We start from the raw sequence: 15595 nt of genomic DNA on the forward strand, positions 1-15595 counted from the left end.
GATGGCTGAAAAGTTACTCGAAATTAAAAATTTAAAGCAGCACTTTCCAACATCAAAAGGGACGATTAAGGCTGTTGATGGTCTGACATTCGACATCTACAAAGGTGAAACATTAGGTCTTGTAGGAGAGTCTGGTTGTGGTAAATCAACAACAGGTCGTACTATTATTCGCCTTTATAACGCAACGGATGGTGAAGTGCTATTTAACGGTGAAAATGTTCACGGTCGTAAGTCAAAATCAGAATTAAAGAAATTCAACCGTAAAATGCAAATGATTTTCCAAGATCCATATGCATCACTAAATCCGCGTATGACGGTAGCTGACATTATTGCAGAAGGAATTGATATTCACGGTTTAGCAACAAGTAAAGAAGAGCGTATGAAAAAAGTTCAAGCGCTTCTTGAAACAGTAGGGTTAAACCGAGAACATGCAAACCGCTATCCTCATGAATTTAGTGGTGGACAACGCCAAAGGATTGGAATTGCTCGCGCGTTAGCTGTTGAACCAGACTTCATTATTGCGGATGAGCCAATCTCAGCACTTGACGTATCAATTCAAGCTCAGGTTGTTAACTTAATGAAGAAGCTACAGCGTGAACGTGGATTAACATACTTATTTATCGCCCATGACCTTTCAATGGTAAAGTACATTAGCGATCGTATCGGCGTAATGTATCAAGGCAAAATTGTAGAGCTTGCGACAAGCGAAGAGCTATACCGCAACCCAATTCATCCTTATACAAAAGCATTGCTGTCAGCAATTCCATTGCCGGATCCAGATAGTGAGCGTACGCGCCTGCGCCAAGTATATGATCCAAGTATTCATAATTATGATGGTGAAGAACCTGAACTTCGCGAAGTATCACCAGGGCACTACGTATCTTGCTCACAAACTGAGTTTGCTAAATATACGAGTTGATAAAAACGATCTCACAAGAGGTCGTTTTTTCTACTTGTATAAGATAAGGAAATTATGTTACATACTCTGACATCTTACTTTAAAAGTATTATACATGAAAGTAGATTTAAATACTATTATAAATTTTCAGAAATTTATAATAGCGCTTTCTTTATGCATTTTCTTCTTCTTTTTATCTCGGTTTATTCGACTGTTTATTCTGTTTTCTTGTATAAATATAAAAAGGGAACAATAGTTATATAGTTCCCTTTTAAAAAAATTACAGCTCAGATAGAATATCTGCATCTTGACGGTTTTTATCTAACACTAACACTTCTTCAACAGGTTGATATTTTTCTCCGTAAATTTCTTTATCCTTGTAAGTGTGAATTAATTCATACGTTTTTTTCATGCTATTTAAAATGCTTTCTTCGCTTTCTTCAGAGGGAGACCAGTAGAGAATTTCCATCTGGTTGACTTCGTTTGTCGCTAGAGATCGACGTTTGTAGCCAATAGAAGTCGCGTGCTTAAAGCCTTCTCTTTTATAGAAGTGAAGACGTTTTTCAGTGTCTGAATCCGCATAATCGACAGGCTCAACTTCTAAGATAATAGGCTTGTGGTGATCTTTCAGCTTATTGATTAACTTTCCACCTAAACCTTGCCCTCGTGCATCTTTTGACACAAATAAGTAGTCAACAAAGATAAATTCATCTGTCTCGACATACATCAAGACGTGGTGAGGACCTTCGTCTTTGTTGTAAATCTCACTTTGCTCACTTAGTAATAGCTCTAAATGCTTCTTTGATTTCATTTCTTCTATAGGAAAGTATTGACTTAACTTTTCATACCAATTCATCATACCGCTCCTTTGGGATTAAGTGACTCACTTTGTTTTCTTTTTAGAGTTACCCGTTTTTCTTTAAAATAAACGACAATATAAATAGAAAAACCACTCATAACGGTGACTAAGTTGTTAGTCATCAGAATGAGTGGTTTAAGAGTAGAAGGTTAGCCTTCCTCAATCAAATTTTGTTCTTTTTTTGCTTTCTTTTTCAGCTTTCGCTTTTCAACCAGGTAGTAAATGACTGGAATGAAAATTAGCGTAATAACAGTCGCAAAGCTTAGTCCAAACACAATGACAATCGCCATTGGCTGCTGTAATTCTGTTCCTTCCCCAATACCTAATGTAAGAGGAATTAGACCGATAATCGTCGTAAGTGTTGTCATTAAAATAGGACGAAGCCTCGTTGGGCCTGCAAGTAAAATCGCTTCTTTTAATTCGTATCCTTCTTTACGAAGCTGCTGTAAATAATCGACCAACACAATCGCGTTGTTTACAACAATACCTGTCAAAATCAAAATTCCAATTAAAGAGCCTACGCCTAAAGGTTGATTGGTAATCAGTAATCCACTTATAATTCCAATAAAAGTTAAAGGAACGGAAAACATAATGATAAATGGGTACAAGAAGGACTCAAACTGACCGGCCATGACCATATAAACAAGTACAACCGCTAGAGCTAATGCTAGTGAAAGTTTATAAAAAGCATCATTCATTTGTTCATTTTGACCACCAAATACAATTTTATATTGTTTATTCGGTAATGAAATTTCGCTTTTTAGCTGCTTTTCAATGTCATCTGTAATACTGCCAAGGTCACGTCCAATAATATCAGCTGTCACGCGAATTTCTCGCAAGCGATCTTCACGCGTAATTTGCGATGGACCTTGTCCTCTAGATATATCAGCAACTGCCTTTAGAGGAACTGTTGAACCAGTTGGCGATTTAATCAATAAATTTTCTAAGTCAGATGTTGACGCTGTATCTTTGCGATCAATTAATAAACGGACGTTTAGCTCTTTGCCGTCACGTGCAAGTTGACTAGCCACAACGCCTTGTGTAGCTTCTGAGATTGCGTTTGAGATTTGTGCGCTTCCAATTCCATACTGCGATGCTTTATCACGATTGATTGAAATCACAACTTCAGGGTTACCATCGTTATAGCTTGACTCCGGTTCTCTAACCCCATCAATTTTCGATAAAATATCAACAGTTTGATCTGAGATTCGAACTAACTCATCGAGATCAGGACCTGAGATTTCAAGAGAAATTGGGTCACCCGTAAAGCCTCCGTCACTTGCTGATACGGTTGCATCAACGCTTGGGATGTCTTTAAGCTTATTGCGGATTTCATCCGCAACTTCTTTATCTGAACGATTTCGCTCACCTATAGGCTTTAATAAAATATTATACGTAGCTTGATTGGTATTGGACCCAGCGGAGCCAGAAAAGTTATTCGACCCACCTACGGTAACGGATGATAAGTTAACCTCTGGAATACCTTTAAGAACTTCATTAATCTCTTCCGTTTTCTCATAGGTTGCTTCTAAGGCTGTTCCTTGAGGTAGCTTAGCTGTAACGGAAACCGTACTTTGATCTTGAGCAGGAAGGAATTCTGTTCCGATAAAAGGAATTCCTGCAAAGGATAAAGCAAATAGAAGTAAGACTGCACCAACTGTTTTCTTCGGATGGCGTAAAGCGGTATCTAATCTTTGTTTATAAAAATGTTTTACTTTACCAAACAACTTTCCGTCTGTATCTCTTTGTTCTTTTTCACGTGTTGTTAATTTAAGGAACAGTGAAGAAAACAGCGGTACAATAATTAAAGCTGTAAATAAAGATGCAAGCAATGAAAAGCTTATGACTAAAGCTAACGGTTTAAAGAGCTGTGCAGCCAGTCCATCTACGAATACAATTGGCAAAAAGACAACAACTGTTGTTAGAGTAGAAGCAATAATAGCTGTTCCAACTTGATTTGTCCCTTGAATGGCCGCATCCTTTTTTGATAATCCTTGTTTTCGAAGCCGGAAAATATTTTCAAGAATAACGATAGCGTTATCTACCATCATCCCAATTCCAAGAGCCAGTCCACCTAATGTCAGTAAGTTAAGGGTCTGACCGCTAAAATACATAAATACAAAGGTCGTGACAATTGAAAGGGGAATCGCAAGGCCAATAATAATTGTACTACGAAGATTTCGTAGAAATAGATACAGGATAATAGATGCTAAAATGCTTCCAACAATCATATTGGATGATACGGATTTAATGGACTGATTAATAAAGTCACTTTGATCCAAAATTGTATCTATTTTTATTCCTTCAGGAAGCGTTTTGTTTAGCTCTTTCAATCTATTATCAATTTCGTTTGCTACGGAAACTGTATTTGCGCCTGATTGCTTTAAAACCGAGATTCCTACAGCTTCTTTTCCATTTAAATAGCTGAGTTGGTCGGATTCTGCATAATCTTCTTTTATCTCCGCTAAGTTTTCGAGCTTAATAACACCGGATTGTGTAGGAATTGGAAGCTCTTTGATATCTTCAATTGAAGTAAATTGCCCTGTAATCCTTATTGGTAAGTTTTGATTTTGATCTTGAACATTACCAGCCGGTAAATTTAAGTTTTCTGATCCGATGATTTGTTGAAGATCTTGCAAGGTTAAGTTATAAGAGGACATCTTTTGCTGATCAAGTGTTAGTAAAATTTCTTTTTCAGCTCCGCCCGATACCGTAACGGATGCAACGCCATCAGCTCCATCTAGAGCAGCTTTAATATCTTCTTCTGCAATTCGTTTTAAATCTTCAAGGCTTTGCTCGCTTTCACTTGTTAGTGAGAGTTGAACAATTGGTAAATCACTTGGATCAAATCGCATGACTCGCGGTAGGGAAGCACCTTCAGGTAAAGCTTCGCGCGCCATGTCGATCCGCTCGCGCATATTTAACGTAGCGAAGTTCATATCGGTTCCCCAGGTAAACGAAACAAGCACGAGTACGCCACCATTTTGAGAGACAGATCGTACGCTTTCAACATTAGGAAGCGTACTCATCGAACTTTCAAGTGGTTCTGCAAGCAGGTTTTCAATTTCTTTTGGTCCCGCTCCGTCATATGTAGCGGTCACAGCAGCTACAGGGAAAGTTAACTCAGGAAATAAATCAACGGGCATATTTCTTCCACTAACGCCGCCAAGGATGAGAAGAAGAACAAGAACCATTGACATGGCAACAGGGCGAAGAACTGATAGCTTAACTATTTTCATCTTGTTCTTCACTCGCTCGTTGCTTTACTTCATTGCCGTCTTGTATCTGGTCTTTTCCATCAGTAACAACGATATCATTGGCTTTTAAACCATCGACAACTTGGTACTGATCATCATTTGTAAACCCTAATGTGATAGGTGTTTTAACCGCTTTTTTTCCATTAACAATGTATACATACGCTTGTTCTTCATCGTAGGAAATAGCGCTGGATGGAATGACTAATGCATCTGATAAAGAATCAATCGTTACTTCACCGGTTGCTTTCATACCACCTTTTACTTGGTTCTTTGCATTTTCAATAGGTGCTTTTACTGTAAAAAGTCCAGTTTCAGGATCAGCGGTAGGAGACACAGTTGAAATCGTACTAGTAAATTCTTGGGTTACTCCGTCAAATGTAAGTTTAATTGGGTTTCCAGCTTTTAATTGTGATACTTGATAGCTGTTAACTTGAAAGGTAGCATCCACGTTTGATTGATCGATGACCGTCATCAGTGGAGTATTAGGAGCCGCAATTCCATTTTCAACAGCACTGACATCCGCAATTGTTCCGCTTATTGGAGCGGTTAATCGAGTAGATGCAACAATCTGTTCAGCCTGGGCAACTGCTTGATTTGCTTGCTGTTTTTGTTGCTTTAACTGCGGAAGCATATCAGGAGTTAATGAAATTTGTGACAGCGACTTTTGAGCTAACTTTGCTTGCTTTAATGAAACTTCAAGTCCACTTTGTACTAAATCAGAAGAGGATACATCTCCGCTTTGCGCTTCTTCTAATAAAGATTCTGATTTGTTCATTGAGGCCTCAAGCTCTTTTTGAGCCTGTTGAAGTTCCTGTGATTGGTCAGGGATAGCCTTGGCTTCCGCTTCTTTAACTGCTTTATCAATATCAGCAGCTGCTTGTCTAGCTTCATTAAGTTGTTTAGTTGCTTCTGAAGCATCTAAAGACACGAGCAGATCACCTTTTTGGACAGTATCACCTACTTTAACATGAACTTTTTCTACGTTTAAGGGATTTGCTGTTAGAATAGGGACTTGTTTTGAAGGCATCGCTATTCCCGATAGTTCAGTGGTGTTGACTAAGTCACTTTTTGAAACTTTTGCTGTTTCTACTACCGGTACGTTATCTTTCGTATCTTCAGTAGTAATTTCTTGCGGAGCACAAGCTGCTAATAATAAAACAGTTGCCACAGCGCTAAGCTGCAAGATTTTCATGTGTAAATCACCTCGTTGGCCTAAATTTCGTCATAATAAACTACACGTCTCGGTTTGCATGTTATTTCTTATAAAATTATGATTCTTTTTGACAAAAGTCATGCAAAGATTGACGAATACCTATCTTTTAATATACACATATCCTTCTATTATTTCGCGTCATAAGGTGCTTATGTAACAAAAAATCCAAATCTATGATCTACATTGCGAAAGGAAACAAATAAAAGTTTGACAAAAAAGTGAACAAATAAAAAATTTGAAACTTAATTCGAGGTTTGAACGTATTAGTAATGTGGTAAATAATTAATGACAGATTTTAAAAATGGTTTTGCACAATAAAATAAGGATACCATTTCAATAAAAATTGTAGTATAATGCAAAATAGATATTATCTTATTTAAAGTAATTATAAAATAATATCGATTTTCATTATCAGTCATTAACTATTTACAATCGTTAATTTTTTATAAAACAGCACGATGTTAGTATAAAGCAAAACAACTTAAAGCTAAGGTTTTTGCCCATTATGACCGATTATGATAGAAGGAGTGAAGGATTAAATGGTTACATTATATACATCACCAAGTTGTACGTCTTGTCGAAAAGCGAAAGCATGGTTAGAAGAAAATGAAATTGCATATGTAGAACGAAATATCTTTTCAGAGCCTTTATCAATTGATGAAATTAAACAAATCTTACGAATGACTGAAGATGGAACGGATGAAATTATTTCAACGCGTTCTAAAACATTCCAAAAGTTAGATGTTCAAGTAGACGCAATGCCTCTTCAAGATTTATATGAGTTAATTCAACAAAACCCAGGTTTATTACGTCGCCCAATCATCATTGATGAAAAGCGTCTTCAAGTTGGATATAACGAAGATGAAATTCGCCGTTTCTTACCTCGTAAAGTTCGTACATTCCAACTTCGTGAAGCTCAACGCCTTGTTAATGGTTAAGTAGAACGTTAGATATAATATAAAAGCCTTCATGTTATACATGAAGGCTTTCTTGTTCCTATATTATGCTTATTGTGAGCGGAATTTATTAATTAATAGTCCGCTCGCTAAGACTAAGATGACAGTGATCGCTGGAATTGATGTATCAAGCGTATAATTATTGGCAAAGAAATCGTGTAGGTTCTTTTCATGTCGAATCATATTTCCGGCTGTGTAAGCTAGAATACCCGCTCCACCATAAATAAGTAGAGGAAAACGTTCCATTAAGTATAGGATAAGCTTACTTCCCCATACAATAATAGGAACAGAAACGAAAAGGCCAATAATAACGAGTAAAATGTTTCCATGAGCTGCACCAGCTACGGCGATGACGTTATCTAAGCCCATGACAAGGTCAGCAAATACAATGGTACGAACAGCTGCGCCTAATGTAGCACTTGCTTTGATAGTGGAGGAGTCGTCTTCATTCGAAATGAGCAGCTTAAATGCAATGACTACTAATAAAATTCCACCAATTAGTTGTAAATAAGGAATAGTTAATAAATAAACAGCTAAAATAGTAAGTAAAATACGAACTACAACAGCTAGCCCTGTACCAAGAACGATTGCTTTGTTGCGCTGTTTCTCTGGGAGGTTTCGGCTAGCAAGGGCAATTACAATTGCATTGTCTCCACCTAGTACGATATCAATACCGATAATGAGTAGGATGGAGGTGAGTAATTCCAAGTCCAATATACGTCGCCCCCCGATTTATGTAATAGTTTGTACTATTACACAGTATTGAGCCTTCAGTCGTATCACATTAAAGACGATAGCAAAACCGCAGGCTCGCATGGTTAGCAGAGTGTTTTATTTCCCTTCCATAGGATTTTATCATAGAATAGATATATGAGGTGTACAGAAAGATTCTATGCTTGTTCACGTGGAGTTAGAATACTTTACAAATTTGTAAAGTCCATGTAGTATTGCTTTAACATAAAGGAAAATAGTCCTTATTACGTTAAGGTAATGAGAAAGAAAGACCGTATTGCCTTCACTGATTTTTCCGAAGGGAGAGATGATAATGGAAATCGAACGCATTAATGAAAATACGGTAAAATTCTTTGTCACATACGTTGATATTGAAGAACGAGGATTTGACCGAAATGAAATTTGGTTTAGCAGAGAACGAAGCGAGGAACTGTTTTGGGAGATGATGGATGAAATTCATCAAGAAGAAGAGTTCGTAGCAGAAGGTCCGCTTTGGATTCAGGTACATGCACTTGAAAAAGGCTTAGAAGTTATTGTAACAAGAGCTCAAATTTCAAAAGATGGTCAAAAGTTCGAAGTACCAGTTGGCGAAAATGATAAAATCGATATCCCTGTAGACGGAAAAGTTGAAGCGCTGTTGGATCAGCATCAAGCGAACCAAAAGAAAAAGAATGAGCTTGAAGAGGATGTCATTGAAGATGAAGGCCTGCATTTTGTAGCTCGTTTCCGTGACTTAGAAGATTTAATCATGTTAAGCCACCATCTAGAATTAGATGAGCTAATCAACCATATGTATGTGTTTGAAGGCAAATATTATTTATATGTAGAATTTACAGATGATGAAGACTTCGTCACTGAGATTGATAATATATTGAGCATCATTTTAGAGTATGGAAACGAGTCTCATTTAACTGTGCACCGTTTAATGGAATATGGAAAGCAGTTAATGAGCGATAACGCATTAGAACAATTAAAGGCTCATTTTCCGTTAAGATAAAAGTGGCCGATTTCATGTATGTGAAATCGGTCTTTATTATGAACGAACAGCATGTTCATTCGTAGGATAGGTGAATAAAATTGAAAAATCGTTTACAGCTACTTGTGTTTATTGCAGGTCTTGTTGTCGTTCTTGTTTTGACAAAAGAATATTTGAGTGGTCAAATTATTGGGATTTTGAGTTTGCTCATTACAATTAGCGTAATCTTTATTGGATTGGTTATTTCGCTTGAAAACCGTCATCCAACTCAAACGTTAACGTGGCTTGTCGTTTTAGGCAGCTTTCCTGTTGTCGGCTTTTTCTTTTATCTACTCTTTGGACGAAACATTCGAAAGCGACGATTGTTTGCAAAAAAAGCGAAGCTAGATGAGCAGGTTTTATTGAAGATGGAAAGGGATTCTTCAATCTTCGACGAACAAGTTGAACGCTTTGGTGAAAAGCGTAAACAGTTATTAACGTTGGCTACTCAGCTAGGGAAAGCTCCGGTTTCATTTGCGTCTGATACACGAGCACTCACGAATGGTGACGAAACATTTGACGAAATACTGGAAGCCTTACAGCATGCACGTCACCATATTCATATGGAATATTACATTGTTAGGCATGACGATCTAGGGCAAAAAATTAAGGATATTTTGATTAAAAAAGTACAAGAAGGCATTTATGTGCGCTTCTTGTACGACGCAGTTGGAAGCTTTAAGCTTTCTAAGCACTACATTCACGAAATGCGAGAAGCAGGCATAGAAATGGTCCCATTTTTACCTGTGCGCTTGCCGTTGTTAAATAATAAAATTAACTTTCGAAATCACCGTAAAATTGTGGTGATAGACGGAACGATTGGATTTGTCGGAGGATTAAATATTGGGGATGAATATCTTGGTCAGAGCCGACACTTTGGCTTTTGGCGTGATACGCATCTGCAGGTTCGCGGTGAAGCGGTGCGCTCTTTACAACTAATTTTCTTGCAAGACTGGTATTATATGACGGGTCAAACGCTACTAACCCAAACGTATCTGTCACCCGACTTAATTGATGTCGATGAAGAAAGCTGCGGTGGAGTTCAAATGATTGCTGGAGGTCCTGACCGAGAGTGGGAAGTCATTAAACATTTATTCTTCTCGATGATTACGTCAGCTCGAGAGTCCATTTGGATTGCATCACCATATTTTATTCCTGATGAAGATATATTCACAGCATTGAAAGTAGCAGCGCTTAGTGGAGTAGATGTTAGGTTGCTTGTACCAAAAAAACCTGATAAAAAAATCGTTTTTCACGCTTCACGCTCTTACTTTCCAGAACTACTAGCAGCAGGAGTGAAAGTATATGAGTACGAAAAAGGCTTCATGCACAGTAAAATTGTAATTGTGGATAAAGAAATTGCATCGATTGGCACTGCCAACATGGATATGCGAAGCTTTCATTTGAACTTTGAAGTAAATGCCTTTCTTTATAAAACAGCAAGTACTCAAAAGCTTGTTTATGAGTATATGCAAGACTTGGAGGTGTCTTCGGCACTTCATTTAGATCAATTTCAAAAGCGCCCCATTTTGCAAAGAATTTTTGAGTCAACATCTCGTTTACTATCACCTTTACTCTAAGAAAGCTACCTAACAAGGTAGCTTTTTTTTGAGAAAAGGAGGAATTTACTAAAGGCTAACGAATAACAGTAAGAACCCAATAAGGAAGGAGTGTTAATTATTGCTCGTCGCAAAAACAGACCATAATCGTTTAGTTTCATTAGCCAGTGGCTTTACAGAGGCAGAGCTGCGGCGCTTGCAAAAAACGGGGGATTTTTATTGTCCAGCTTGTAATGAATCCGTTATGCTTCGCGTAGGAATAAAGCGCTGTTCCCATTTTGCACATCGTAAAAAAGAGTGTACAGTTGATCAGGAAGGAGAGAGCGATTATCACGTAACGGGAAAGCTGCAGTTATTTCGTTGGCTGAAAACTCATACCTCAGCTCAGTTAGAGCACTATTTGCCTCAACTTCAACAACGTCCCGATTTGTTTGTTGAAGTTGGAAAAACAGCTTATGCACTAGAATTTCAGTGTGCTTCATTGTCTACTGAAGCGTTCGTTCAACGGACGAATGGGTATAAATCGCAAGGTTACTATCCTTTTTGGGTAATGGGGGCAAAGCGATTAAAGCGCTTAGGTGCCTCACTTTTTCGCCTATCTCCTCAAGAATGGCAGTACCTCACTATCAGTGAACAATCGCCAACGCTTTATTATTTTTCACCCTTCACAAATGAGTTAATCAAACTTGAGCATATCATTCCGTTTTCCTCCCAAATTGCTTTTGCTGAATTGAAAATTTTCACGCCTAATTCCCATACATTTTCAGAATGGCTTACTTTGCATACGTCTCCTTCTTATCATGAAGGGTGGATTCAGAAAAAAAGGAATTTCCGCACGACGTACATGCTATATCCAGGCTTACAACATAAGCACTTTTTAGAAAAGCTCTATACTCTTCAAATTCCACCCACTCATTTTCCTTCTGAAGCTGGTTTTCCAATACCTTCTGCTTTTATGCTTGAAACACCTGCAGTAATATGGCAAGCTTGGCTCTTGCTTGATATTATGCACGTAAAAAAAGTGGGAGAAATAGTGAACCTAAAGCAGATATATATGCAGTTTAGTGCTAGGGTTCGCCAAAAGCTTATTAAAGTACGCTCCGTTCCTTTTATGCATTCTACAATTGAAAAGCCACTGCTAGAGTATGTCGAAGTATTATGCAAGCTAGGTTTACTTTCTCCTGTTACGCATGATTCTTATCGAATTGAAAGAGGCTATACAGTTCCTTTGCTCAGCTCTGATGCTTTTTTGGAAGATGGGTTATTAATGAAAAAATGGTTAGACCAAGCAAAAGAAGTGACACGTTAGTAGAAAATAAGTACGCTTAAATAGAAACTCTGTTTAGGCGTGCTTACAAGCTGACTAATTTTTGAAAAGCCACATACAATAAAAAAAGGATTCGTCTTTTGTATAGCGAAGTTAGTAACAGAGTCGAAGTAAAAGATGGAAGGGTGTTAATATGAGTGAACAATCTACAGTGAAAAAGTTGCCAAACCGCAGTGAAATTAAGATAGAAGATACATGGAGATTAGAAGATATCTTTGAAACAGATGAAGCGTGGGAGAAGGAATTTCAAGCTGTTAAAGCGTTAGTTCCAGAGATGGAGCAATATCGCGGAAAGCTTGGAGAATCAGCAGACACGCTTTTTAAAGCATTGCAGCAGCAAGATGAACTAACAATGCGCGTCAGTAAGCTTTATACATATGCACATATGAGGTATGACCAAGATACAACCAACTCATTCTATCAAGGATTAAATGATCGAATTAAAACGTTGTATACAGAAATCGCGAGTGCATTATCTTATGTCACGCCTGAACTTTTAGCAGTAGATGAGGCAACGCTAAAACAATATCTAGAAGAAAGCAAGGATTTACAGCTGTATGCACACGCGTTAGATGAAGTAAATCGTGAGCGTCCTCATATCCTTTCTGAGAGTGAAGAAGCTATTTTAGCACAGGCGTCCGAAGCGCTAGGAGCATCAAGTAATACGTTCGGTATGCTGAATAATGCGGATTTAGAGTTTCCATCTATTAAAGATGAAAACGGGGAAGAAGTGGAGATTACCCATGGTCGTTATATACGCTTTTTAGAAAGCAGTGATCGCCGTGTTAGAGAAGATGCGTTTAAAGCCGTCTATGACACGTATGGTAAATTTAAAAATACATTTGCGAGCACTCTTAGCGGAACAGTTAAAAAAGATAACTTTAGCGCTAAGGTCCGTAACTACGAATCAGCTCGTCATGCAGCTCTAAGCGCAAACAATATTCCAGAAGAGGTATATGATAATTTAGTTGCCACGGTAAACGAATATCTGCCTCTGTTACAGCGCTATATTGACCTGCGAAAGAAAGTGTTAGGCGTTGATGAGCTTCACATGTATGATCTTTATACACCGCTTGTGCAAGACGTCAAAATGGAAATACCATATAGCGAAGCAAAAGATTATTTATTAAAGGGCTTGGCACCACTTGGAGAAGAGTATATTTCCATTTTAAAAGAAGGATTTGAAAACCGTTGGGTGGATGTGCACGAAAACAAAGGAAAGCGAAGTGGTGCTTATTCTTCTGGAACATATGGAACAAATCCATATATTTTAATGAACTGGCAGGACAACGTGAACAATCTTTTCACATTAGCTCATGAGTTTGGTCATTCTGTGCACAGTTACTATACGCGTAAAGAACAGCCTTACCCATACGGCGATTATTCAATCTTTGTCGCTGAAGTAGCATCTACGTGTAACGAAGCGTTATTAAATGATTATTTATTGAAAACAATCGACGATGAAAAGAAGAGATTGTACTTATTAAATCATTATTTAGAAGGCTTCCGCGGTACCGTGTTCCGTCAAACGATGTTCGCTGAGTTTGAGCATGAAATCCACGTTCGAGCTCAAAATGGTGAACCGCTAACACCAGAGTTGTTAACGAAGCTATACTATGATTTAAATAAAAAGTATTTTGGTGATAATTTAGTCATTGATGAAGAAATTGGCTTAGAGTGGGCGAGAATCCCACACTTCTACTACAATTACTATGTGTATCAATACGCAACAGGCTTCAGCGCAGCTGCAGCGTTAAGCAAACAAATTCTTGAAGAAGGGGATGCGGCTGTTGAACGTTACCTTGGCTTCTTAAAAGCTGGAAGCTCTGATTACCCAATTGAAGTGCTGAAACGCGCAGGAGTTGATATGACAACTGCTGAGCCAATCAAAGAAGCATTAGAAGTATTTAAAGAAAAGCTTGAAGAGATGGAACGTTTGTTAGAGAACAATTAAATGAAAATAAACAAAGCTTTGCGCATCCGCAAAGCTTTGTTTATTTAAATCCTCGAAATCGATTAAATGAATTAAGAAGCATAATAGTAATGAACAGAGAGAGAAGTAAAAGAGGAGCAGCAATTAGAAGCGGTGCAAGCTTCATTAACGACAGTAAATAAAAGATAAAGGAAAAACAGAGAATGGCGATGCTGATGATTACTCCGATTAGCTTTATGGTTGGTCACCTCGCTTGCTTGTCATGCTTGAACTATATGAAGTAAGGTATCAAAATATACTTTTTTTAAAAAAAATCATGAAAATCTCAAAAAGGGGTTGTCAAAACTCGACATAATTTGCTATAGTAATAATCGTGAAGTTTATCACAAAACAAACATATACCCCTTTGTTTGACCGTGAAAAATTTCTCCCATCCCCTTGTTGTCTTAGGACAAACAAAAAGACTTGGCATTTGCCAAGTCTTTTTTGTATACTAACAGCCTTTTTCTAAGCTTCTCCAAAACGTACCGTATTTCACTGGAACTTGTTCTACCAGGCGTTGAAGCTGAAGTTTTTTTAGTTCTCGCTCAGCTTGCTCAGTAGAGATATCATAAACAACGGCTACTTCTTTTGCTGCGACAAATTGAAAATAAGCTAAAAACGATCGCAGAGGTGGAAGCGGAAGTGGATTGATTTGTTCTTCTTCTAACATTTCATAAATGATGTGTACATAAGTTTCGTATGAATAATGACCAGAAATCTTAATTCCTTCTTCTTCAACTTTTTCGTTAAAAAACACAAGTGTCGGAATGTCAGTTACGTCCATTTCTGATGTGATTTTTAAATCGCATTGGAAGGCTTTTGTAGCATGCTCAGCGTGTAAATCTCGCACAAATTCGTCAACATCGAGTCCAATTTCTTCTGCACATTTTACAAGCACATCTTCTTTTTCAACGTTTTGTTTTTCTAAAAATAATGCTTCTCGAAGTTTTCGTAAAAAGCGAATGCCTTGTTTTTTCCCCTGTAAACCCGCAGCTTTAATTGCAATAGATGCGGCGAATGGTGTTGAAATAGGGTTTTCAAGCCACAGGTTACCGTCGCACGACATACCGGATCGGCAAGCTGTTTGTTCCCATGTTTTAGCCATATCTTCAAATTTCTTTTTTGTCCCAATGTTTAGCTGTTGTAAATTGCTGGTTAAAACATGTTTGAGGGTAATCCAGTTTCCATACTCAATCTGCAATTTTTTTAAGATAGGTTCTAGCGCCCAGCATTCTGGACAAAGTGGATCAACAAATACGTAAATTTCTAGTGGCTTCTGATTAGAACCCTGACAAAGGTGTCGCAATGATTGATGTTCGCTGTGTAAATTCTTCAATGTGAAAATCCTTTCTCATCGTTCTGTTCGTGTGAATTAACCATATGTTGAGCAGTCAGAATGAGCCGGTGATAAAGTTCATCTCGTAACGGACCTTCTAAGCCAATTTCATCCATTGCCTCATGCATACAATGAAGCCATGCTTTTGCGCGAGCTGGCGTAATCTCAAAAGGCAAATGTCTTGCACGTAACATAGGGTGTCCATGTTCTTCAGTATATAGAGCCGGCCCGCCTAAATATTGTGTTAAAAATTGTTTTTGCTTTCGTGTTGTTTCCGTTAAATCTATTGGAAAGATAGGGGCTAAATCTGGGTGACTAGCTACCCTATTATAAAAAGCATCAACAAGTTTGGAAATCGTATGTTCACCGCCCAATAGTTCGTAGGGAGATTTGACTTTTTCTTTCATGTTGATAACTCCTTTATCCTAGAAATATACTCCATCAAGTGTAATGGAGTAGTACCATCGT

General features: G+C 37.9%; 12 protein-coding genes. 6 read left to right on the forward strand and 6 right to left on the reverse strand.

Going from position 1 to position 15595, the window contains the following annotated elements:
* The first annotated feature begins 1 nt into the window (after window position 1).
* Window positions 2-919: an ATP-binding cassette domain-containing protein gene (locus NIZ91_03980; protein ID USY55826.1), complete on the forward strand. Its 918-nt coding sequence runs from the start codon at window positions 2-4 to the stop codon at window positions 917-919.
* Window positions 920-1178: 259 nt separating this feature from the next.
* Here NIZ91_03980 and NIZ91_03985 read toward each other — a convergent pair whose 3' ends face one another.
* From NIZ91_03985 to NIZ91_03995, 3 genes are all read right to left on the reverse strand, one after another.
* Complete coding sequence (locus NIZ91_03985) at window positions 1179-1754, reverse strand: GNAT family N-acetyltransferase (GenBank protein USY57084.1); 576 nt, start codon at window positions 1752-1754, stop codon at window positions 1179-1181.
* Window positions 1755-1906: 152 nt separating this feature from the next.
* On the reverse strand, window positions 1907-4996 hold the full coding sequence (locus NIZ91_03990; GenBank protein ID USY55827.1) for an efflux RND transporter permease subunit: 3090 nt from the start codon (window positions 4994-4996) through the stop codon (window positions 1907-1909).
* Window positions 4983-6206 carry an efflux RND transporter periplasmic adaptor subunit gene (locus tag NIZ91_03995; GenBank protein USY55828.1) on the reverse strand — a complete coding sequence of 408 codons (1224 nt, stop codon included), beginning with the start codon at window positions 6204-6206 and terminating at the stop codon, window positions 4983-4985. The genes NIZ91_03990 and NIZ91_03995 overlap by 14 nt, the downstream gene beginning before the upstream one ends.
* A gap of 560 nt (window positions 6207-6766) precedes the next feature.
* Between NIZ91_03995 and spxA the strand changes: the two genes are divergently transcribed.
* Window positions 6767-7165 (forward strand): transcriptional regulator SpxA, encoded by a 399-nt coding sequence (gene spxA / locus NIZ91_04000; protein USY55829.1) that lies wholly within the window; start codon window positions 6767-6769, stop codon window positions 7163-7165.
* 69 nt (window positions 7166-7234) lie between these two features.
* On the opposite strand, the gene NIZ91_04005 is transcribed toward spxA, so the two are convergent.
* The gene (locus NIZ91_04005; GenBank protein ID USY55830.1) at window positions 7235-7897 is read right to left on the reverse strand and encodes a TerC family protein; all 663 of its coding nucleotides are present in this window, start codon (window positions 7895-7897) and stop codon (window positions 7235-7237) included.
* Window positions 7898-8228: 331 nt separating this feature from the next.
* Between NIZ91_04005 and mecA the strand changes: the two genes are divergently transcribed.
* From mecA to pepF, 4 genes are all read left to right on the forward strand, one after another.
* Window positions 8229-8912, forward strand: coding sequence for an adaptor protein MecA (gene mecA / locus NIZ91_04010; GenBank protein USY55831.1), 684 nt, complete (start codon window positions 8229-8231; stop codon window positions 8910-8912).
* A gap of 104 nt (window positions 8913-9016) precedes the next feature.
* Entirely contained in the window at window positions 9017-10510 is a 1494-nt protein-coding gene (gene cls, locus NIZ91_04015) for a cardiolipin synthase (GenBank protein USY57085.1), read from the forward strand.
* Between the two features lie 100 nt (window positions 10511-10610).
* Complete coding sequence (locus tag NIZ91_04020) at window positions 10611-11798, forward strand: competence protein CoiA family protein (GenBank protein ID USY55832.1); 1188 nt, start codon at window positions 10611-10613, stop codon at window positions 11796-11798.
* Window positions 11799-11949: 151 nt separating this feature from the next.
* The gene (pepF, locus tag NIZ91_04025) at window positions 11950-13770 is read left to right on the forward strand and encodes an oligoendopeptidase F (GenBank protein USY55833.1); all 1821 of its coding nucleotides are present in this window, start codon (window positions 11950-11952) and stop codon (window positions 13768-13770) included.
* Between the two features lie 472 nt (window positions 13771-14242).
* Here the strand turns inward: pepF and NIZ91_04030 are convergent, their stop codons facing one another.
* Both NIZ91_04030 and NIZ91_04035 read right to left on the reverse strand, forming a co-directional pair.
* The gene (locus NIZ91_04030; GenBank protein ID USY57086.1) at window positions 14243-15097 is read right to left on the reverse strand and encodes a DsbA family protein; all 855 of its coding nucleotides are present in this window, start codon (window positions 15095-15097) and stop codon (window positions 14243-14245) included.
* A gap of 26 nt (window positions 15098-15123) precedes the next feature.
* A complete protein-coding gene (locus tag NIZ91_04035) occupies window positions 15124-15534 on the reverse strand; it encodes a globin (GenBank protein USY55834.1) in 411 nt (136 codons plus the stop codon).
* Between the last annotated feature and the right edge of the window lie 61 nt (window positions 15535-15595).

The organism is Bacillus sp. 1780r2a1, from assembly GCA_024134725.1.
Lineage (GTDB): Bacteria > Bacillota > Bacilli > Bacillales > Bacillaceae_H > Priestia > Priestia aryabhattai_A.